Below are 21,007 nucleotides of genomic sequence, written 5' to 3' on the forward strand. Positions count from 1 at the left end.
GCGAAATCCAGCGCTTACGGAGACTTATGCGTGAGGGCTCTCCCGAACGCATTAGTCGCAGTTAGCGATTAGTTCGCTGGAGCGTTGCGCCGGCGAGTGAGTAATACACATTGCCCAAATGCGTCCCTCCTGAAAAACTTTTCACCCTCCCAACACACTAAATAGAAAATTTGCGAAGAAGGAGACACACAATGGCTTTTACCCACCTCCACGTCCACACCGAATACTCCCTGCTGGACGGTTCCAATAAAATAAAAGAATATGTTGCCCGTGTAAAGGAGCTTGGGATGGACAGCGCGGCCATCACAGACCATGGGGTCATGTACGGCGTCATCGATTTTTACCGGGCAGCGAAAGCAGCCGGAATCAATCCAATCCTTGGCTGCGAAGTCTATGTAGCCCCTGGTTCCCGCTTCGACCGCGAGATCGGCAGTGGCGACGACCGTTACTACCATCTGGTACTTCTTGCCGAGAACAATCAGGGCTACCAGAACCTTATGAAAATTGTATCCAAAAGCTTTAAAGAAGGCTTTTACTATAAACCACGAGTAGACCTGGAGCTTCTCCGGGAATATCACGAAGGCCTCATCGCGCTGAGCGCCTGCCTGGCCGGTGAAGTAGCCCGGTTCCTTAACAGAGGAATGTACCCGGACGCTAAGAAGGCGGCCCTCCGCTATCAGGAAATTTTCGGCGAAGGCAATTTTTTCCTGGAGCTTCAGGATCATGGAATTCCGGAACAGCAGAATGTAAACCAGCAGCTTCTGCGCATGCACCAGGAGACTGGAATTGACCTGGTAGCCACTAACGATATTCATTACACCTACAAAGAAGATGCTGATCCTCACGACATTCTTCTGTGTCTCCAGACAGGGAAGAAGCTGTCCGATACAGACCGTATGCGCTACGAAGGCGGTCAGTACTACGTGAAATCCGAGCAGGAAATGGCGGCACTTTTCCCATATGCACTGGAAGCCTTGGAGAACACACATAAAATAGCAGAGCGCTGCCACGTAGAAATTGAATTCGGAGTTACCAAGCTGCCAAGATTCGACGTTCCCGAGGCTACACCTCCTGGGAATACCTGAATAAGCTCTGCTTCGAAGGTCTGGAGCGCCTGTACGATCCGGTTACCCCAGAGCTACGGGAGCGACTGGAATACGAGCTGAACACTATCAAAAATATGGGCTATGTTGACTACTTCCTCATTGTGTGGGATTTCATCCATTATGCCCGCAGTAATGGCATTGAAGTAGGCCCCGGACGAGGCTCCGCAGCCGGAAGTATTGTTGCATATACCCTTGGAATCACCTTACTTGATCCAATCAAATATGACCTTCTGTTTGAACGTTTCCTGAATCCGGAGCGAGTATCCATGCCTGATATTGACGTGGATTTCGGATTTGAGCGAAGACAGGAAGTAATCGACTATGTTGTACGGAAATACGGCAAAGACTGTGTGGTTCAGATTGTTACATTCGGTACTTTGGCAGCCCGCGGTGTTATCCGTGATGTAGGCCGTGTCCTCGATATGCCATATGCCCAGGTAGACTCCATTGCGAAAATGGTTCCTGCCAAAATACCGAATGTGAAGCTTGTCACAATTGATAAAGCCATGGAAGTAAACCCGGAACTGAAAAAAGCATACGACGAGCAGCCGGATGTGCATCATTTGATTGACATGGCTAAACGTCTGGAAGGTCTTCCAAGACATACCTCCATGCACGCTGCCGGAGTTGTAATCAGCCAGAAAGACGTCTCCGAGTATGTGCCCCTTTCACGCGCGCAGGACGGAACCATCGTCACCCAGTTTGTCATGACAACTCTTGAGGAGCTGGGACTTTTGAAAATGGATTTCCTTGGCCTTCGAACCCTGACTGTAATCAACAACGCAGTAAAAAATGTAAAGAAAAATTACGGCATATCCCTTGATATGCAAAAGATAGATTATAATGACCAGAAAGTGCTGGATTCTCTTGGAACAGGTCGTACTGACGGTGTGTTCCAGCTGGAAAGCGGCGGAATGAAAGGATTCATGAAAGAACTGAAGCCACATAGCCTTGAGGATGTAATCGCCGGAATTTCCCTGTACCGCCCAGGCCCTATGGACTTTATTCCCCAGTATATCCGCGGCAAGAACCGTCCGGACACCATCCACTACGACTGTCCGCAGCTGGAGCCGATTCTGAGGCCACCCACGGGTGTATTGTGTACCAGGAGCAGGTTATGCAGATCGTACAGAGCCTTGCAGGATTTACCCTGGGACGAAGTGACCTTCTCCGCCGGGCCATGTCCAAGAAGAAACTTAACGTTATGGAAAAAGAACGCCAGGCTTTTGTCTATGGAAACGAAGCGGAAGGTGTTCCCGGCTGTATTAAAAATGGAATTGATGAGAAAATTGCAAATAAGATCTACGATGAAATGATCGATTTTGCACAGTATGCATTTAACAAATCCCATGCTGCGGCATACGCCTATGTTACGTATCAGACTGCCTTTCTGAAATACTATTATCCGGTAGAATATATGGCTGCGCTGATGACCTCCGTAATCGACAAGCCTACCAAGGTTGCCGAGTATATTCAGGTCTGCCGCCAGATGAATATTCCGATCTTGCCGCCGGACATCAACAAAGGCGAGTATGGTTTTTCTGTATCAGGAGGCTCGATCCTCTATGCACTTTCCGCAATCAAGAGCGTAGGCCGTCCGGTCATCGAGGCTATTGTTGCAGAGAGAAAAGAACATGGCGAGTACCTTTCCGTGAAGAACTTTATTGAGCGGAATATGGAAGCTGTGAACAAGCGTGCTATTGAGAACTTTATCAAGGCCGGTGCTCTGGATTGTCTGGAAGGAAACCGTCATCAGAAGATGGTCGTTTTTGGTCAGATCGTAGATGACATTTCCCGAAACAAGAAGCAGTCTATGGCAGGGCAGCTCAGCTTATTCGACATTGCCAGCGAAGATGAAAAAAAAGAATTTGAAATCCGCATGCCGAATCTGGAAGAATATGACAAAGAGACGGTTCTGTCCTATGAAAAAGAAGTCCTTGGCATATACCTGAGCGGTCATCCTCTGGATCGCTACCGTAATATAATGGAGAAAATGATTTCCGCAAGAACGATTGATTTTCAGCCATCAGATGAAGATGACCGTGAAGGCGGTGAACCGGATGAGTCAAAAGTACGGGACAATCAGAAAGTCATCATAGGAGGAATGATCACAGAGAAAAACGTGAAGTATACCAAAACAAACAAAGTGATGGCGTTCCTTACCGTGGAGGATCTGGTTGGAACTGTGGAAGTCATGGTTTTCCCAAGAGATTACGAGAAATGGCAGAATATGATCAATGAGGACGCCAGGGTATTCATCCAGGGACGCGTATCTGCCGAGGATGACAAGGCCAGCAAACTGATCCTGGAAAAGGTCCGTGCCTTTTCTGATATTCCAAGAGAGCTTTGGCTGCAGTTTGAAAGCAAGGAGGATTACAGCCAGAGGGAAAAAGAATTGCTGGAAGACTTACGGAAATCCCAGGGAACGGACAGCGTTGTAATTTATCTGAAGGATGTAAAAGCAATGAAAAAACTGTCTGCTGCATACCATGTAAATCTGCAGGATGAATGGCTTGCACAGATGAGTAAAAAATATGGTGAAGGCAATGTCCGGGTTGTAGAAAGAGCTCTGAAAACGCTTTAAAGTGAAGAATCAGACAGGTATATGGAAAATTATGGTAAAATCACGGAAAACAGAGTGTAATTTCGGCAATTACTTAAGGAAAGAGTCTTGAAAAACCTTTGAAAATGCTATAAACTAATGCTGAATATGTGTATAGAAAAACGAGGGCGTTTCCACTGAAAATGGAGACACAGCTCCCGACGATTCATAAGATGGAGGAGATTATTATGGCAGAAAACAAAGTTAAGACCATTGGTGTCCTTACCAGCGGCGGTGACGCTCCTGGAATGAACGCTGCAATCCGTGCAGTTGTAAGACGTGGACTTTCCAGCGGACTTAAAGTAAAAGGTATCCAGAAGGGCTATAACGGCCTTTTAAACGAAGAGATCATCGATATGACAGCAAGAGATGTATCCGACACCATCGAGCGTGGTGGTACAATTCTTTACACTGCAAGATGTGCCGAGTTCCGCACAGCGGAAGGACAGCAGCGTGGTGCAGAGATCTGCCGCAAGCACGGTATTGACGGACTTGTTGTAATCGGTGGAGACGGTTCCTTTGCCGGAGCCCAGAAGCTTGCCAACCTTGGAATCAACACAATCGGAATTCCAGGAACCATCGACCTTGACATTGCATGTACAGAGTACACCATTGGTTTTGATACCGCTGTTAATACAGCTATGGAAGCAATTGACAAGGTTCGTGATACATCTACTTCCCATGAGAGATGCAGTATCATCGAGGTTATGGGACGTGGAGCCGGCTGGCTTGCACTGTGGTGCGGCATTGCCAATGGAGCAGAGGATGTTCTGATCCCTGAGAAGTATGACTATGATGAGCAGAAGCTGATCAATAACATTATTGAGAGCCGTAAGATGGGTAAAAAACACCACATCATCATCAATGCAGAGGGTATCGGTCATTCACAGGCTATGGCAACTCGTATCGAGGCTGCTACAGGAATCGAGACACGTGCTACTATCCTTGGTCACATGCAGCGTGGTGGAAGCCCAACATGTAAAGACCGTGTATATGCATCCATGATGGGTGCTATGGCAGTAGACCTTCTTCTGGAAGGCAAGAAGAGCCGTGTTGTTGGATACCGCCATGGTGATTTCGTTGATTTCGATATCAATGAAGCTCTTGCAATGGAGAAGAGCGTCACTCCATATATGTGGGAGGTTTGTGAGTCCCTTTCTCATAACTATAGGAAATAACAGTGATAATACGGTTCACTTGTCTCAGAGCATATCTCCGATTGGGTTTTGCAGTCTGTGATACACGTTTTGCAGAAATCCTTTGAGCTATGTGTCAGCGTCAGGTGAACCGTAATTATAAAAGAGTCATTGTTCCTGACATTCTACAGCAGAGTATTTTGCGAAAGATGCTGAGGGGCAGTGACATAAAGGAAGCTTATGTTCATTCAAAACCTGCAATATAAATTGCATAAACTGAATACGGCACAGATTATTACCCTCAGCTTTGCGGGGGTAATTTTTGTAGGAGGATTAATTTTGTGGCTGCCTTTCTGTACGGCAGCAGGCCAGACCACTTCGTTCTCCGATGCTATGTTTACAGCCACCACCTGTGTATGTGTAACCGGTCTTGTGACTGTGACCACAGCCACGCACTGGAGCCTGATCGGCAAGCTGGTGATCCTTTTGCTGATCCAGATTGGCGGAATTGGTCTGATCGCTCTTGCCAGCATTATTTTTATTTCCCTGAATAAGAAGATCAGTCTGAAGAACCGCAGAATGATCCAGGAATCCTATAATCTGGAGCAGATGTCCGGTCTGGTAACAGTGGTGAGAAAAGTGGTTCTCTGCGTATTTGCAGCGGAAGGAATCGGAGCCGTCGGCTATGCATTCTGCTTTGTACCAGAGCTTGGACTGGTGAAAGGTCTGGGGCAGGCTGCTTTTACAGCAGTTTCAGCCTTTTGCAACGCAGGAATCGATCTCTTGGGAGAGAACAGTCTGGCAGACTATGTAACCAATCCTCTGGTGAATGTGACAACGATGGGATTAATTATTGCTTCTGGACTTGGCTTTAACGTATGGTGGGATCTTGGAAAAAGAATAAAGCTGGTTTTTCAGAAGAAGCTTTCTCCTGGCAGATTATTCCGGACCCTTCGTCTGCAGAGCAAGCTGGTTTTGACTACAACCGGGATTTTGCTCCTTGGTGGGACAATCTGTATTTTACTGTTTGAGTATAAGAACCCGGACACACTGGGAAGTCTGTCCTTTGGACAGAAGCTGATGGCAGCGGCATTTCAGTCTGTGACCACAAGAACTGCAGGATTTTTTACAATTGATCAGGGGGCACTGACCAGCGGAAGCGTAATAATCTGTTTGTTTCTTATGCTGGTTGGAGGTTCTCCTATGGGGACTGCCGGCGGAGTGAAGACGACTACACTTGCAGTGCTTGTGCTGAGTATTATTGCCAACCTCGGGGAAAAAAAGATGTAGAGGTTTATGGGAGAAAGATTCGCAGCAGTTATATCCGTTCTGCGCAGGTAGTTGTGGGAATGGCGGTTAGTGTGCTGCTTATTTCCGTGCTGGGGATTTTTGCAATTATGCCGGATGCACCTTTTGTGGATGTGCTGTATGAGCTTACTTCTGCAATTGGAACCGTAGGTCTTTCCAGAGGACTGACCGCGGTCCTGAATACACCGGCCAAATGGATCGTTATTTTTACCATGTATCTTGGAAGAATCGGTCCGCTGACACTGGGCGCGGCAGTTGTATCCCGTGCGCAGAAGCGAACTAAAGATGTACATCTGGCAGAAGAGAATATTATGATAGGATAGAAAATGGCGTCTGTGGACGACATTATCCCGCATGAAAGTCCGTTGCTTTCATAGCAGATTTTAAAGGAGATTAGAATGAGCGGAAAATCCTTTGCAGTCATTGGATTGGGGCAGTTTGGAATGACCCTGGCGAAAGAGCTTGCGAATGCAGATTATGATGTTTTGGCAATTGATGATAAAGATGAGAATATTCAGGAAATTGCAGATACTGTCACTTATGCAGTTCGTGCAGATGTGCGCGAGCCTGGAATTCTGAAATCCCTGGGCGTGCAGAACGTAGACGTTGCGATTATTGCGGTTGCAGAAAATATGGAAGCCAGTATTACAGCTACCATGCAGGTGAAGGACCTGGGCGTCCCGCTTGTTCTGGCGAAGGCAATGAATTCCCTTCATGGCCGGATCCTGGAGAAAATTGGTGCTGATCAGGTAATATATCCGGAGCGTTCTATGGGAATCCGCGTTGCCCGTAATTTTACAGCCAGTGGATTTGAGGATGTGTTTGAGCTTTCTACGGAGTTCAGTATGGCAGAATTCCGGATCCCGGGTGAATGGGTGGGGAAAAGTCTTTCAGAGATCAGGCTCCGTGAGCAGCATCATATAAATCTGGTTGCAGTGAAGCATGGAGATTCTGTAAATGTAAACCTGAATCCTGCGGAGAAGCTGGAAGCGGGTTGTATTCTGGTTGCAGTAGGAAAGAACGAGGATTTGAATAAATTCCGAAAGCCGCTGTAACAGGGAGGATAATTTATGATAACCAGTGCAAATAATACACAGGTAAAAAATATCATACAGTTAAACCAGAAGGCCAAGGCCCGCAGGGAACAGGGGTTGTTTGTGGCTGAGGGACGGAAAATGTTCGGGGAAGCTCCAAAGGACTGGATTTCCAGGGTTTATGTGACAGAATCCCTGACTGCAGATGAGTCCCTGATGAAGCAGGTCATGGAGCTTCCGGAAGAAAAAAGAGAAATCGTGGCAGATAATGTTTTCCGCCAGATGTGTGATACCAGGACTCCACAGGGAATTCTTACAGTTCTGAAGAAACCGGTGTGGACTGTGGAAGATATTTTAAAAGGAGATGCTCCTTTGGTAATGGTTCTTGAGGATCTTCAGGATCCGGGAAATGCAGGGACTATTTTCCGAACAGGTGAGGGTGCTGGTGTTTCCGGTGTTTTTCTTACGAAAACCTGCGTAGACATTACCAATCCAAAGGTCATCCGCTCAACAATGGGATCTGTTTACAGAATGCCTTTCCTATATGTGGAGGATGTGGTATCATTAAAAGCGGAACTGGAGCAAAAAGGTATCCGTACCTTTGCAGCCCACCTGAAAGGAAAAAATTCCTATGATCAGGAGGATTATCAGGGCGGCACAGCATTTCTTATTGGAAATGAAGGAAACGGGTTGACGGAAGAGGCAGCAGAAGCTGCTGATTGTCTCATCCGGATCCCCATGTGCGGCAAGGTGGAGTCCTTGAATGCAGCTATGGCTGCAGGAATTTTGATGTATGAGGCTGCAAGGCAGAGACGGTAGGGTTAGCTGATCTGGAATCTGTCTGCTGAAGTATATCTGATGACGTATGGCAGATTTTGACAATCGCTTATCTGAAAGGGGGAGTCTTATGGAACCAATTATCTGGCTGGGAGTCCTGGCTGTGCTTCTGGTTATTGAAGGGCTTACCACGGCACTTACTACGATCTGGTTTGCAGGAGGCGCACTTGCTGCCGCTATTGCAGCCGGCATTGGAATGGGAATCGTGCCGCAGCTTCTTCTGTTTTTCTGTGTTTCACTGGTGCTGCTGTTTTTTACAAGACCGGCAGCTCTGAAGCTTATGAGAAAAGACACAGAGAAAACAAATGTGGAAGGTCTTCTTGGAAAAAAGGCTGTCGTGATCCAGAAGATCAATAATCTGGCCCAGACAGGTCAGGTCCGCATCAATGACATTGAATGGATGGCCCGGACATCCGATGACAGCGTAACAATTCCGGTTGACACTGTAGTAATCATAAAAGCAGTCCACGGCGTTAAATTGATCGTGGAGTCAAAGGAGGCGTAATATGGGAAGTATCTTATTTTTGCTGATCGTCATTATTCTGGTGCTGTGGATCTTGGCATCCTGCATCCGCATCGTACCCCAGGCATATGCGATCGTACTTGAGCGTTTAGGCGCTTACCAGGCAACATGGGGAACCGGCGTACACTTCAAACTTCCATTTGTAGAGCGTGTGGCAAGAAAAGTCAATCTGAAAGAGCAGGTTGTAGATTTCCCACCACAGCCGGTTATCACAAAAGATAACGTAACCATGCAGATTGATACTGTTGTATTTTTCCAGATCACAGACCCGAAGCTGTACGCATACGGCGTTGAGAATCCGATCATGGCTATCGAGAATCTTTCCGCGACTACATTGCGTAACATTATCGGTGATATGGAACTGGATGAAACCCTGACCTCACGTGAGGTGATCAATACCAAGATGCGTGCTTCCCTTGACGTGGCAACTGATCCATGGGGAATCAAGGTAAACCGTGTAGAGCTTAAAAATATCATTCCTCCGGCCGCTATTCAGGAAGCCATGGAGAAACAGATGAAAGCAGAGCGTGAGAGACGTGAGGCAATTCTGATCGCAGAAGGTGAGAAGAAGTCCACCATCCTTGTTGCAGAGGGTAAAAAGGAATCTGCAATTCTTGATGCCGAAGCTGAGAAGCAGGCTGCTATCCTTCGCGCGGAAGCGCAGAAAGAGCGCATGATCAAAGAGGCAGAAGGTCAGGCAGAGGCAGTTCTGAAGGTTCAGAAGGCGAATGCAGAAGGTCTTCGTATGATCAAGGAGGCAGGTGCTGACAATGCAGTTCTTACCCTGAAGAGCTTCGAAGCTCTTGCGAAAGTGGCAGACGGCAAATCTACCAAGATTATTATCCCGTCAGAGATCCAGAACCTGGCAGGACTGGCAGCTTCTTTGAAGGAAGTTGTTGTGGATGAGAAGGATAAAGAAAAGTAAGAGGAAGATAGAGGAGGATTATTATGAACTTAAAAGGCAGAAATTTTTTGACCCTGAAAGACTTTACACCAGAGGAAATTCTGTATCTTCTTGATTTATCCGCTGAGTTAAAGGCAAAGAAAAAAGCCGGTGAGCTTACCGAGTATTACAAAGGCAAAAATATTGCCTGATCTTTGAGAAAACCAGCACCAGAACACGTTGTTCCTTCGAGGTGGCAGCCCATGATCTTGGAATGGGAAGCACCTATCTGGATCCAACTGGCTCCCAGATCGGCAAGAAAGAGAGCATTGCAGATACTGCGAGAGTTCTTGGAAGAATGTATGATGGTATTGAGTACCGTGGATTTGGTCAGGAAATTGTAGAAGATCTTGCAAAATATGCAGGAGTTCCGGTTTGGAACGGTCTGACAAACGAATATCATCCAACACAGATGTTAGCAGATATGCTTACCATTCGTGAGCATTTCGGATATCTGAAAGGAATCAAGCTGGTTTACATGGGCGATGCCCGTTACAATATGGGTAACTCCCTGATGGTAGCCTGCTCCAAGCTTGGTATGCATTTCGTAGCCTGCACAAGTAAGAAATATTTCCCGAATGAGGAGCTGGTTGCTCAGTGCAAAGAGTACGCAGCAGAGTCCGGCGCAACCATTACTCTTACAGAGGATGTAGAGACTGGAACGAAGGACGCAGACGTTATTTACACAGATGTATGGGTATCCATGGGTGAGCCGGATGCAGTATGGGAAGAGAGAATCCATGATCTGACACCATACAAGGTAACATCTGCAGTTATGAAGAATGCAGGGGAGAAAGCAATTTTCCTTCACTGTCTGCCAGCATTCCATGATCTTAAGACAAAGATTGGAAAGGAAATGGGTGAGCGCTTCAATCTGACTGACATGGAGGTAACAGACGAAGTATTCGAGTCTCCGGCTTCTAAGGTATTTGATGAGGCTGAGAACCGTATGCATACCATTAAAGCGGTTATGGTTGCTACACTGGGAGAGCCTGAGAATAAATAATTCGGCTTCCAGATAACAATGAATTAATGAAAGAAAGGGTATCTGAAATGATTTCCGAAAAAGAATCATATGAAGAAATTGTTACAGACGGTATCTATAACGAAACCACAATTGCAGATCAGATACATACAAAATGGGCGGGCAAAACCGTCCATTTTGCAAGAGAAACAGATTCTACCAATTTGTGGATCAAGCGTCTGGCGAAGGAAGGCGCATCAGAGGGAACTCTTGCACTGGCAGAATTTCAGTCGGCAGGAAGAGGAAGACTTGGCAGATCCTGGGAGGTACCAGAGGGTACGTCGGTTATGATGAGCATTCTTCTCAGACCGAAATTTGAACCTCAGTATGCACCAACCCTTACCCTTGTAATGGGTATGGCTGTGGCGAAAGCAGTGAAGAGTCTTGGATTTGATGTAAGTATCAAATGGCCCAATGATGTGGTGGTTTCCCACAAAAAAATATGCGGAATCCTTACCGAAATGGGGGTTCGCGATGGAAAAATTGACTATGCAGTCATCGGAGTGGGAATTAATGTAAATATCAAAGAGTTTCCGGAGGAGATGGCAGACAAGGCTACATCCCTTTATCTGGAGAGCGGCAAGGAATTTGACAGAAGCCAGATTCCCGGGCTTGTGATGGAAGCTTTTGAGGAATACTATGAAAAATTTGCAGCGACCTGTGACCTCAGTGGGCTGAAAGAGGAATATGAAAGTATTCTTGCTAATTACAATCAGCCGGTGCGTGTGCTGGCGAAAGAGCCGTACGAGGCGTGGCCAGAGGGATTACAGATGGCGGAGAGCTGTTGGTAGAGAAAACTGATGGAACGATTGTAGCTGTCAGCGCCGGTGAGGTTTCGGTTCGCGGGCTGTATAGCTATGTGTAAGGCTATTGTTTAGGCACATTTTCGCAAATGATATTCCCCACTGATTGCGATAATCCTACAGTGAATGGGGCATATCACTTGCGAAAATGTTGTTGACACAGATGAAAACAGAAAGGTGGGACTTAATTGTATCAGGAGAATGTAGTGCTTTGCGGCGCAAGCGCCTATGAACAGAAATATTACTTTAATAAAGACTTTGATTCTCTGCCTGATCATGTGAAGAAGGAACTGCAGATCATGTGTGTTCTTTTCACAGAAGAGATTGGCGGAATTTTCACACTGGAATTTGATGATCACGGAAACCTGCAGTTTAAAACAGAGGCTACGGAAGCTGATGGATTTTATGATGATATTGGCGGTGCACTGAAGATTAAAAAGCTGCGTGTGGAGAAAGAGGAGCTTCTGGAATCTCTGGAAATGTATTATCGTGTGTTCTTCCTTGGGGAAGATGTGGATAAAGAGAAGACAGAAGAGTAAGCTGTGTGGATAAACTGATAAACAGGGAAAATAGCAGCTCATCAGATGTGACATTTGAGTTCACGAAGCGAGTAATTGTTGAAAGGATTGAATAGTTACACATCAAATATGAAAGTAATTAAGGTGATATGAGTAGTAATTTAGATTCTAAGTTGAGATATGAGCTTCCAAAGAAGATGAAGTGGAAAGTTGGAAATGTAGAGATCCCTAACCGGTTCGTCCTGGCACCAATGGCGGGCGTTACCGACCTGGCTTTTCGCAGGCTTTGCAAGGAGCAGGGCGCTGGGCTTCTCTGCATGGAGATGATCAGTGCCAAGGCTATTTCCTATAAGAACAAAAATACCAGGGCTCTGATGGAAATCGACCCGGTGGAGCATCCTATTTCCATGCAGCTCTTTGGAAGTGAGCCAGAGCTGATGACGGAGGTGGCGAAGGAAATCGAGGAGGAGCCTTTTGACATTCTGGATATCAATATGGGATGCCCGGTGCCGAAGGTGGTAAATAACGGTGAGGGTTCAGCTCTTTTGAAAAATCCGGAGCTGATCGTGAAGATTGTGAAAAGCATTTCTTCTGCCATTCAGAAGCCATTGACAGTGAAAGTTCGTATCGGTTTTGAGAATGAGCCGGTGGATATTGTGGAGATTGCAAAGCGCGTGGAGGATGCCGGGGCAGCAGCTATTGCAGTTCATGGACGGACACGGCAGCAGTATTATTCCGGGATAGCAGACTGGGAGACCATTGCCAGGGTTAAAGAAGCAGTTTCCATTCCGGTGATTGGAAATGGGGATGTGGATTCGCCGAAAAAGGCGGAGAAACTTTTCCGGCAGACCGGATGTGATGCGGTGATGATCGGGCGTGCTGTGGAAGGAAATCCATGGATATTTCGGGAGATGAATCACTATTTTGCAACAGGGGAAGAGCTGGCAAGACCTTCTCTTGCCGAGGTGAAAGCGATGATTCTGAAGCATGCGCGGGCGCAGATAGAGATGAAGGGTGAGTTTATCGGCATTCGGGAGATGCGTAAGCATGTGGCATGGTATACAGCCGGAATGCCCCACAGTGCAGGGCTTCGCAGGGAGTCCAATAATATTGAGAGTTATGCGGATCTGGAGAAGCTGCTGGAGAGATTATAATTATGTTCAGTGGATCCGATTCTGCAAAAAATCATTTCAAATGTAGTGTTGACCAGATGAGTGGAAAACCGCTGTATGGTGATAAAAAGATAATAATCAGACGTATGAGAGTCAGGAGGTTTGGGCTGGGAAGGCTGGAACTTGCTGACTTTTTCTATAGTTGAAAGGAAAAGGTTATGGATAAATTACTGAAATATAACGGTGTGCAGGAAGCATTAAAATTTCTGCGCGAAGATGATGAAAGAACTTTGCAGGAGCACCTGGAAATGTGCCAGATTCCTGCGCCTTCCTATGAAGAAGGGGAGAAAGCGGAATATGTCCGAAAGAAGATGGTGGATGCCGGTCTTTCAGATGTGCACGTTGATGAGGTGGGAAATGTGCTGGGAACCTGGAAAGGGACTGGGAATGGACCGCGAATTATGGTTGCGGGACATACAGACACTGTTTTCCCAAGGGAGACAGACCTTACTTTGAAGAAAGAAGGCGAACGCTACAGCTGTCCGGGAATCGGAGACGATACCAGGGCGGTAGCAGAACTTCTCAGTCTTGCAAGAGCAATGAATGCTGCAGGAATTCGCGGCGAGGGAGATATTGTGTTCTGTGCGAATGTGTGTGAAGAAGGGCTTGGCGACCTGAGGGGAATTAAGCATGTGTTTAAGAATATGGCAAATACAGAAGGGCACTATGATGGTTTCGTTTCCATTGATGATAAGAACACCTCCGGAATCATCTACCAGGCAGTGGGCAGCGAGCGCTATCTGGTAACTTTCCACGGAACCGGTGGCCACAGCTTCACCGGCTTCGGAATTCCTAACCCGATTCACGCAATGGGAAGGGCTATTGCGAAAATCAGCGATTTCCAGACACCAAAGAATCCGAAAACTACTTTCAGTGTAGGCGTAGTAAACGGCGGCACGTCTGTAAATGTAATCGCGGCAGAGTGTTCTATGCTGGTGGATATGCGCTCTGTGGATGCAGGGGAACTTGAGAAATTATCTGCAAAACTCCACCAGGCAATAGAAGAAGCCGTGAATGAGGAAAACGCCCGCTGGGGATATGGAACTTTAAGTTCTGAGAGTACAGGAACCCTTGACGACAATAATATGACGGCGAAAAGCAGTGTGGGAGATACAGCTGGTGCAGTGCCAGTGAATGCTGATAATGGAGACAGGGAAAACTCAGCAGAAGATGACCGCATTACAGTCACCTTCGAACAAAAGGGCAGGCGCCCTGCTGGTACCCAGGAAAAATCCTGCCAGATTGTTCAGGCTGCAAATGCTGCAAATCAGGCCATTGGCATGGAAACCCTGTACATCGGTGCCGCCAGCACAGACGCCAACATCCCCATCAGTCTTGGAATTCCTGCCATCACCGTGGGCTGGGGAGGAAAAGGCGGTGGAGAGCATACCATCCACGAATGGTACGAATCTGTAGAATCCTGGAAAGGACCACAGCGTGACTTGCTGTTGCTGTTGGCGTTATCGGGCTATGAAAATATACGAGAGTATCAGCTTCCACGCATAAATCCGAAAGGAAAATAAAAAAACATCCCTCGGAAAAAATAGTCCCAATAAACGGACATTTCCCTTCCGGGGGATGTTGTATTAACTGAATTAGTTCTGATGTTTTTTTCGAAGAATTACATAAACCAGAATCAAAGTAAACAGCACAAACAAAATGGAGCAGGACAGTACATAATTCAATGCTGCGCCCATAATTCCCCACTGCTGCACCAGAATCCGGGCAGCTGCGATGGTAATAATTGCGGTTATGGAATAAACTGGAAGCAGGCATTTTCCCCAGCGGATAGCGATAAGGATATTGTAGATCATGTAGACTTCCGCGCTGATTCCTCCGCCGATAAGCAGAACTACGAAATGCAGCTTATATGGGGAAAGATCCACGCCGTAAATAATCTCCAGCAATGTTCGACCGATGAGATGCCCTCCAGCCACAACAGCTACACAGCAGACCAGGATGATGCCAATGATCCGCAGTATGTACAGTGTGAACTTTTTCACATTATTTTCCCACCATAATTCTGCGATGGTGGTGATGGTAGGCTTAAACACGAACTCGCACATCAGCGAAATCACAAAAGAAGGCATAAACAGAATGCTATAGTAAGTCTGATATTCATCTGTCATAACGCCAGCCATTGCGTATTTTGGAATGTTGTAGAGCAGCAGGGAAAGAAAAGTACCGATAAACATAGGGGTACAGGTTCGAAGTAACTCCCACACATGAGACATCTGAAGCTTGCGTCCATCCTCTTCATGACCAACGTATTTTCTGGTCATCTGTGAGTTAATGATAAGACACAGAATAAGGGAGGTTGTAGAAGTAGCAACACAGGTGCAGTACAGGTTCTTGGTGATAATAAGCATAGCGGTGAAAAAAACTGCGGAATACAGATTTCTCGCCGCCAGCATTTTTCCCATCTGCTCAACATGGTACTTTTGCTGAAGATTTCCGTGGAAAACATCCTCCACCGCATCAATCATCTTCATCATAATAATAAAAGTGCTGATGATAATATATTCGCCTTTGAAGCTGAAGGAACTGTAAATAATTCCAAACAGCATCATCAGTGCACAGGTGATAATGCGGGAAACCTTATACTCGGAAAAAATATATTTGTGCTCCAGATCCGTGGCCTGATAGGTGCGGACACCATAGCGTCCCACCTGCAGAAGCAGCTGTGCAGTAGCGTAGCTTAAGGAATAAAACCCTGCCAGCTGTGCGCCACACACACGAGTTACCACCAGGAGATACAAAAAGGAGGAGCCTGAGTAACAGGTACTTCCGATCATATTCCATAAAAAGGCTTTTTTTACATTTTTTTCTTTATTCATTTGCTAAAAATCTCCATTTATTGGTAATCGCTGCTTAATCCTCAGATGTCATCTGGCGCAGCTGTTCCATAGAGTGCTCACGGAAGCGGGCAATCTGCTCATTTGCATAAGTAAAATCAATTTCTTCGGTAAGCTTCTCGTAAGAAACATCATCCATAGTTCTATCGGTAAGCTTCACCAGATTAAGAAGCTGCTGAACACGGCGGTTCATGTGATGACCGTTTACCTTGGCGAAGAATTTGCGGTTAAAAATAAGGGCAAAAACAACACCATGGAAAGAATCAGAAACTACATATTCTGCATTTTTGAAAAGTCCCATCCACTCTGCAGGACCAACTGTGATCTTGCAGTCACATTTCAGAAGTCCGACTAATGGGAAAGGAATGTATACAATACGGTAGCCGGTCTTATTGTGGAGTCGGCGGGCGAAGTCTACGATTTCTTTGTTAATTCCCAGCTGGTAAACCAGAATGTATTTTTCTTTATATTTTGGCTCAACCAGAAGCTTATCCCACTCTTCCGCAGTGAGAAGAAGGGTAGGATCGCAGACCACTTCAGGACGCTTCTCTGTGAGATTCTCTACAATGTCAGCCCCATAGTCTTCACGAACCAGAATTTCATCAAAATCGGAAAGCAGTTCTTTGTATTTCTGCTGGTATTCTTCCGGCGGAAGATTTTCACCGATACTTGCGGCATAGCTGCATTTCTTTTTTCCCTCTTTTACAAAATCAAGGAAATAGGTAGTGTCAAAATTGGTAAGCTTGTAATCCCAAATCTGGTCGCTTCCAGCAATATAAATATCGTATTTGCCAGCTACCGGCTGCATTTTACCCTGAATGACAGGCTGGCTGTAGCGCATATGCTTACGGAATTTGTTGCATTTGAAACGGCGGGGAATGTAGCAGATATGGCCGATTGCCCCGTAATATAGTTAAAAAGTCCTTTCTTTTTCAGGTTTACAAGGCGGAAAGGATTGCTGATATAGTCGCAGCGGTAATCAATAATTTCCGGCTGAGTGCCGATTTCTTGCAGCTTTTTCTGAAGCGCATAGCTCTGCAGGATGGCACCGTAATTGTCGTAGTTATGGAAGGTAATCACACCTACTCTTTTTTTCTGCATAAAGTCCTCCTGACTAATATAAGGTAGATATAATATAACACATAAACGAGAAAATAAACAGTTTTTGCAGGTGGATTTATCAATTAATTCTAAAGTGGTTATGGAAGTTAAAGTTGAAATTGTTAAGGAGTACGCTATAATAGAGATAATGAAATTTACCTGAGAAAGTGGAGGCGTAAAGATGGCGGGATATTTAATCGCAGAAACTACCCGTGAGGAGCGGGAGAAGATTGTTGCAGAATCCCTTGGAAATATTGAGGCGAACTGCGACGGTTGTATGGCAGGGCTGGCTGAGATGTATCAGGAATACATTGATGGGAAGAAAGAGCTTCGCCAGATCAATATGGAATTTAACGCAAGATACGTAAAAAGCGAGGACATGCCGGTGAGAAGCCGGTGCCCGGAGTCCTTTTGCTAATAGAAATCAAAGAGGGCACCAAACTGAAATATGAATTGAGGCAGTACGAAGTAACAGAATAAAGAAGCAGTAAGAGCAGAAGTTTTCAGTACATGTAACGAAAACTTCTGCCTTTTTTTAACCAAATGTTAATAGTTCTTTTTTTATTCTGGTGTTATTATGTAAAAAAGTCGTATTATAATTAATAAGGAAATAAAAGGCTATTGCTAATTACGTCTGCAATAAATACGTTCTAGAATTATTTTAGTTATGGAGAAAAGTATATGGAAAAAAACGTATTAAAGTTCGCATGCTTGGAACCTTTTCGTTGGAATATAAGGGAAAAGAACTGGTACTGGATCGAAATAAAGCATCGAAGACTACACAGCTTTTTCAGCTGCTTATGTTTCATACCGAAGACGGCGGAATTTCCAAAGCTGCTATGATAGATGCCCTTTATGGAAGAGTTGAGGTGGAGAATAAGAACGGAAGCCTGAACAACACCATTTTCAGACTTCGTAAACAGCTGAAGGATATTGGACTTCCAGATAGCAAATACATAAATATCCAGTCCGGAATGTGCTGTTGGGACGGAAATATTGAAGTTCAGGTTGATGTAAATGAGTTCCGGAAACTGATAGAGAAAGAAAAAAAGGAGAAACGGGAAGAGGACAAGCTCCATCTCTGGATGCAGGCCTGGAAAATTTATAAAGGTGAATTTCTCCCGGATATGATCGGGGAGCAATGGGTCGCTGTGGAGAATGTCCGGTGCAGAGATGAGTACTTCCGTGTTACAGAGGAGCTGTGCCGCTGGCTGAAGGGGCATGAACGGTATGAAGATCTGCATAAAGTGGCGCACAGAGCCGCCGAAATTTATCCCTTTGACGAGTGGCAGGTCTGGGAAATCGACAGCCTGATCGGAATGTCACGATATAAGGAAGGCCTTGAAGTTTACCAAAACACCGAAAAGCTTTTATTCGATGAAATGGGAGTGGCCCCTTCGGAGAGATTGTTAAAGCGTTTCAAGCTGATGGGAGAACGGACTTCACAGGCAGCAGGTGCCCTTAGCGATATCAAGGAAAGACTTCGGGAAAAGGAGGCTGCAGTAGGAGCATATTTCTGTCCGTTTCCTAGCTTTGTTGATATCTATCATGTATTCAGCCGTATGGTGGAGCGCTCCGGTTTATCCGTGTTTGTTATGCTTTGCACACTGGACTATAAGGCGGATCATGTTTCGGAGGAGAAGGAACGTGAAAAGTCCGAACTTCTCAGACAGGCTATCCAGTCATCCATACGAAAAGGTGATTTTTACACCAGATACAATGTCCGGCAGTATATTGTCATGCTGATCGAAATCAGCCAGGAGAACTGCCCCATCGTTTCCAAACGAATTGCAAAAAAATTCAATAAGCTCTCTGGCGATAAGAAATTCACTCAGGTTGATTTCTATGTGGCATCCATTGGAGAGATGTGTGAAATGGAGGGATAAATTATGGTCTACGATGTGATTTGTGATGAGTATGAACTCATTTGCTCCTGATTTATGGAAAAGACTTGAAAAATGCTAAAAATGCCATAGGAAATCGCTCGTTTTTGCAACTCTTTCGGAAAATGAAAGAGTTGGAGAAAGAGGCAAAGTGATAGAATATATTTAAAAATCATATACTATCTATCATGCAACCGAAAATAAGTCCCGATTCGGTTAAAATAAATCTACATATCCAAAGAAAGGAATGAGACATTATGAAAAAGAATGGGTATTTAAGAAGATTTCTGGCACTGTTTCTCGCTCTTGTGATGATCATGGCTGATTCATCTGTGACGACGTTTGCGGCGACGGTGGGAAGAGTGCGGAAGCAGAAGGCAGTGCAAAAATTTGAGCCAGGTGAGTCTGTTTCTTATACAGAAATATTGGGAAATGCGGTTTATTTTGGTATTGTTGCTAATACTGTGAATAAACAGGCACATATGGATTCAAACTTTGCTACCAAAGTACTTAATGGAGCTTCAGGCAATGTTACAACTGGTGCTTATACCGAAAATGGTGCAGTTTATTTGGTGGCATCTGTTCCAAATGGTGGAGTTTTGGAAATGGATGGTAAAAGCAATATTTTGTGGTGCCCTGAAGAAAACCGTAATAATTTTAAGGTTAAAGGAACTATTGAGACTTATCCTAAGGAGACATTGGATGCATATGTAGACTCTATGATTAATCATGTATCACAGAAGTCTACTACAATTGGTAATCGCAATGGCTATATTGTTGACAATTTAGCCAATTCTAAAACCATAGATATTGAGAACTGTGAGGCTGGAACATATTACTTTGATATGAGTAATTATGCTCAATATGGAATTGATGATCTTAAGATTAAGAAAAAGTCTAATCAGGTTGTTGTATTAAATTATCCAACAAGTAATAAAGTAACACTTAAAAGATTTGAATTAGTTAATGATGGTGTTTCAGTTTCAAGCGCTACATCTAACCAGACAGTAGATAAGCTTTGCCGTTCTATTATTTTTAATATGCCTCAAGCAACAGAAATAGATTTTGCAAGTGCAACTGCTGGCTTATTTATTGCTCCAAAAGCAACCGTTACTGGTTTGGGTGGAACTTCTTCTGGTTGGATTGTAGTTAATAGTTTCACTAACAATGGTGGAGAATGGCACTGTGTATATGGAGAACTTCCAAAACCAGAAAATGTTGAGAAGCCAGCACAGGAATCTTTTAGTGTAAGCAAAACTGTAGATGGAAGCACGCCAACAGTCGACCAGAAATTTGTATTTAGGTTGGAGCAGATTGGAGATGTACCAAATGGAACTACACCAATTTCTGCAAAAACTGTTGAAAATAATGGAGCAAAAGTAGATTTTGGTACGATTAAATATAATAAGGAAGGAACTTACTATTATAGAATAACTGAAACTGGAAAAGCAGCAACAACGAGTGGCGAGTACACACTGGATTCCCAGTCTTATGTCGTAAAAATTGTAGTTACTGCTAATGTTACTTCATCCGGCAATATTACAACAACAGAATATAATAAAGTAACCACTTATTATAAAGGCGATACAGTAAATGCCTGTACAGAAGAAAATAAAGTAACAGGTACAACTGGAATTACGTTTAATAATGAAACAATCGAACAAAAGGGTAATTTGAAAATTGTAAAGGCTGCAGGTGCAGGAACAAATCTTGTTGGAAAGACATTCTATTTTAAAATAAGTGATGAGAATGGCAATGTTGTAAAAAATAGTAATAATAGTGATGTATGGTCAATTACATTCAGTGCAAATGTTGAAAATGCAATTAACATTGAAAACCTTGAACCTGGCAAGTACCGTGTATCCGAAACAGATGCAAATGGAAATGGAGTTACAACGGGAGAAGCATTCCCATATGTAGTAACTGGTGGTGGGCTGGTTACTGTTGAAGGAAACAAAACTGCTAATGTTGTAGTGACTAATACAAAATATGAAGCAGCCGGAAGCCTGGTGCTGACCGCAGAGAAGAAGCTGGAAGGAAAACAGCTGGAAGAAGGAAAATACAGCTTTGTACTGAAAGACAGCAAGGGAACCGAGCTGCAGACGAAACAGAACGGTGCAGACGGAAGCGTGTCATTTGATGCAATCGAATATACCCTTGCG

General features: G+C 44.9%; 17 protein-coding genes and 2 pseudogenes. 16 read left to right on the forward strand and 3 right to left on the reverse strand.

The genetic code is table 11. The features are described 5' to 3' along the window. Positions 1–191: 191 nt before the first annotated feature. The 13 genes and pseudogenes from DW904_RS20260 (at position 192) to DW904_RS20315 (ending at position 14,529) form a co-directional block, all read left to right on the forward strand. Positions 192–3,690, forward strand: a pseudogene (locus DW904_RS20260) (DNA polymerase III subunit alpha). 206 nt (positions 3,691–3,896) lie between these two features. After that, positions 3,897–4,886, forward strand: coding sequence for a 6-phosphofructokinase (gene pfkA, locus DW904_RS20265; protein ID WP_118583954.1), 990 nt, complete (start codon positions 3,897–3,899; stop codon positions 4,884–4,886). Positions 4,887–5,183: 297 nt separating this feature from the next. After that, on the forward strand, positions 5,184–6,134 hold the full coding sequence (locus DW904_RS20270) for a potassium transporter TrkG (RefSeq protein WP_279254410.1): 951 nt from the start codon (positions 5,184–5,186) through the stop codon (positions 6,132–6,134). A 53-nt stretch (positions 6,135–6,187) separates the two neighbouring features. Beyond that, positions 6,188–6,475, forward strand: a complete 288-nt coding sequence (locus DW904_RS24695) for a potassium transporter TrkG (protein WP_279254411.1) — start codon at positions 6,188–6,190, stop codon at positions 6,473–6,475. Positions 6,476–6,550: 75 nt separating this feature from the next. Beyond that, positions 6,551–7,207 carry a TrkA family potassium uptake protein gene (locus DW904_RS20275; protein WP_118583956.1) on the forward strand — a complete coding sequence of 219 codons (657 nt, stop codon included), beginning with the start codon at positions 6,551–6,553 and terminating at the stop codon, positions 7,205–7,207. A 15-nt stretch (positions 7,208–7,222) separates the two neighbouring features. Then, complete coding sequence (locus DW904_RS20280; protein ID WP_118583958.1) at positions 7,223–8,005, forward strand: RNA methyltransferase; 783 nt, start codon at positions 7,223–7,225, stop codon at positions 8,003–8,005. Positions 8,006–8,093: 88 nt separating this feature from the next. Beyond that, positions 8,094–8,528 carry an NfeD family protein gene (locus tag DW904_RS20285; RefSeq protein WP_118583960.1) on the forward strand — a complete coding sequence of 145 codons (435 nt, stop codon included), beginning with the start codon at positions 8,094–8,096 and terminating at the stop codon, positions 8,526–8,528. A gap of 1 nt (position 8,529) precedes the next feature. Continuing rightward, entirely contained in the window at positions 8,530–9,471 is a 942-nt protein-coding gene (locus DW904_RS20290) for a stomatin-like protein (RefSeq protein ID WP_187565826.1), read from the forward strand. Positions 9,472–9,488: 17 nt separating this feature from the next. Continuing rightward, positions 9,489–10,495 (forward strand): annotated as a pseudogene (gene argF, locus DW904_RS20295) (ornithine carbamoyltransferase). A gap of 47 nt (positions 10,496–10,542) precedes the next feature. Then, complete coding sequence (locus DW904_RS20300; RefSeq protein WP_243110506.1) at positions 10,543–11,304, forward strand: biotin--[acetyl-CoA-carboxylase] ligase; 762 nt, start codon at positions 10,543–10,545, stop codon at positions 11,302–11,304. A 200-nt stretch (positions 11,305–11,504) separates the two neighbouring features. Continuing rightward, the gene (locus tag DW904_RS20305) at positions 11,505–11,855 is read left to right on the forward strand and encodes a DUF6145 family protein (protein ID WP_118583962.1); all 351 of its coding nucleotides are present in this window, start codon (positions 11,505–11,507) and stop codon (positions 11,853–11,855) included. Between the two features lie 128 nt (positions 11,856–11,983). Next, complete coding sequence (gene dusB, locus DW904_RS20310; protein WP_330608469.1) at positions 11,984–12,988, forward strand: tRNA dihydrouridine synthase DusB; 1,005 nt, start codon at positions 11,984–11,986, stop codon at positions 12,986–12,988. A gap of 176 nt (positions 12,989–13,164) precedes the next feature. Then, positions 13,165–14,529: a M20/M25/M40 family metallo-hydrolase gene (locus tag DW904_RS20315; RefSeq protein WP_118583964.1), complete on the forward strand. Its 1,365-nt coding sequence runs from the start codon at positions 13,165–13,167 to the stop codon at positions 14,527–14,529. Between the two features lie 72 nt (positions 14,530–14,601). Here the strand turns inward: DW904_RS20315 and DW904_RS20320 are convergent, their stop codons facing one another. Genes DW904_RS20320 through DW904_RS20330 form a run of 3 tightly spaced genes read right to left on the reverse strand, consistent with a single transcriptional unit; the run spans position 14,602 to position 16,962 of the window. Continuing rightward, positions 14,602–15,843 carry a hypothetical protein gene (locus DW904_RS20320; protein WP_118583966.1) on the reverse strand — a complete coding sequence of 414 codons (1,242 nt, stop codon included), beginning with the start codon at positions 15,841–15,843 and terminating at the stop codon, positions 14,602–14,604. Between the two features lie 34 nt (positions 15,844–15,877). Continuing rightward, positions 15,878–16,702, reverse strand: coding sequence for a polysaccharide pyruvyl transferase family protein (locus DW904_RS20325; protein ID WP_118583968.1), 825 nt, complete (start codon positions 16,700–16,702; stop codon positions 15,878–15,880). Then, a complete protein-coding gene (locus DW904_RS20330) occupies positions 16,657–16,962 on the reverse strand; it encodes a polysaccharide pyruvyl transferase family protein (RefSeq protein ID WP_118583970.1) in 306 nt (101 codons plus the stop codon). The genes DW904_RS20325 and DW904_RS20330 overlap by 46 nt, the downstream gene beginning before the upstream one ends. A gap of 181 nt (positions 16,963–17,143) precedes the next feature. On the opposite strand from DW904_RS20330, the gene DW904_RS20335 reads away from it, so the two are divergent. The 3 genes from DW904_RS20335 to DW904_RS20345 all read left to right on the forward strand — a co-directional run. After that, positions 17,144–17,380: a purine biosynthesis protein PurH gene (locus DW904_RS20335; RefSeq protein ID WP_118583972.1), complete on the forward strand. Its 237-nt coding sequence runs from the start codon at positions 17,144–17,146 to the stop codon at positions 17,378–17,380. A 307-nt stretch (positions 17,381–17,687) separates the two neighbouring features. Beyond that, positions 17,688–18,848 (forward strand): bacterial transcriptional activator domain-containing protein, encoded by a 1,161-nt coding sequence (locus DW904_RS20340; protein ID WP_202187785.1) that lies wholly within the window; start codon positions 17,688–17,690, stop codon positions 18,846–18,848. 377 nt (positions 18,849–19,225) lie between these two features. Then, positions 19,226–21,007, forward strand: a 1,782-nt coding sequence (locus DW904_RS20345) for an FctA domain-containing protein (protein WP_202187786.1), incomplete at its 3' end; no start/stop codon positions are given.

It is taken from the genome of Ruminococcus sp. AM42-11 (assembly GCF_003480145.1).
Classification (GTDB): Bacteria; Bacillota; Clostridia; order Lachnospirales; family Lachnospiraceae; genus Blautia_A; species Blautia_A faecis.

Bases quoted from the DNA above. Each gene is read 5' to 3' on its own strand.
- pfkA (WP_118583954.1), top strand. From the start codon at position 3,897: ATGGCAGAAAACAAAGTTAAGACCATTGGTGTCCTTACCAGCGGCGGT.
- DW904_RS20275 (WP_118583956.1), top strand. From the start codon at position 6,551: ATGAGCGGAAAATCCTTTGCAGTCATTGGATTGGGGCAGTTTGGAATG.
- DW904_RS20280 (WP_118583958.1), top strand. From the start codon at position 7,223: ATGATAACCAGTGCAAATAATACACAGGTAAAAAATATCATACAGTTA.
- DW904_RS20285 (WP_118583960.1), top strand. From the start codon at position 8,094: ATGGAACCAATTATCTGGCTGGGAGTCCTGGCTGTGCTTCTGGTTATT.
- DW904_RS20290 (WP_187565826.1), top strand. From the start codon at position 8,530: ATGGGAAGTATCTTATTTTTGCTGATCGTCATTATTCTGGTGCTGTGG.
- DW904_RS20300 (WP_243110506.1), top strand. From the start codon at position 10,543: ATGATTTCCGAAAAAGAATCATATGAAGAAATTGTTACAGACGGTATC.
- dusB (WP_330608469.1), top strand. From the start codon at position 11,984: ATGAGTAGTAATTTAGATTCTAAGTTGAGATATGAGCTTCCAAAGAAG.
- DW904_RS20315 (WP_118583964.1), top strand. From the start codon at position 13,165: ATGGATAAATTACTGAAATATAACGGTGTGCAGGAAGCATTAAAATTT.
- DW904_RS20320 (WP_118583966.1), bottom strand. From the start codon at position 15,843: ATGAATAAAGAAAAAAATGTAAAAAAAGCCTTTTTATGGAATATGATC.
- DW904_RS20325 (WP_118583968.1), bottom strand. From the start codon at position 16,702: ATGCGCTACAGCCAGCCTGTCATTCAGGGTAAAATGCAGCCGGTAGCT.
- DW904_RS20330 (WP_118583970.1), bottom strand. From the start codon at position 16,962: ATGCAGAAAAAAAGAGTAGGTGTGATTACCTTCCATAACTACGACAAT.
- DW904_RS20335 (WP_118583972.1), top strand. From the start codon at position 17,144: ATGGCGGGATATTTAATCGCAGAAACTACCCGTGAGGAGCGGGAGAAG.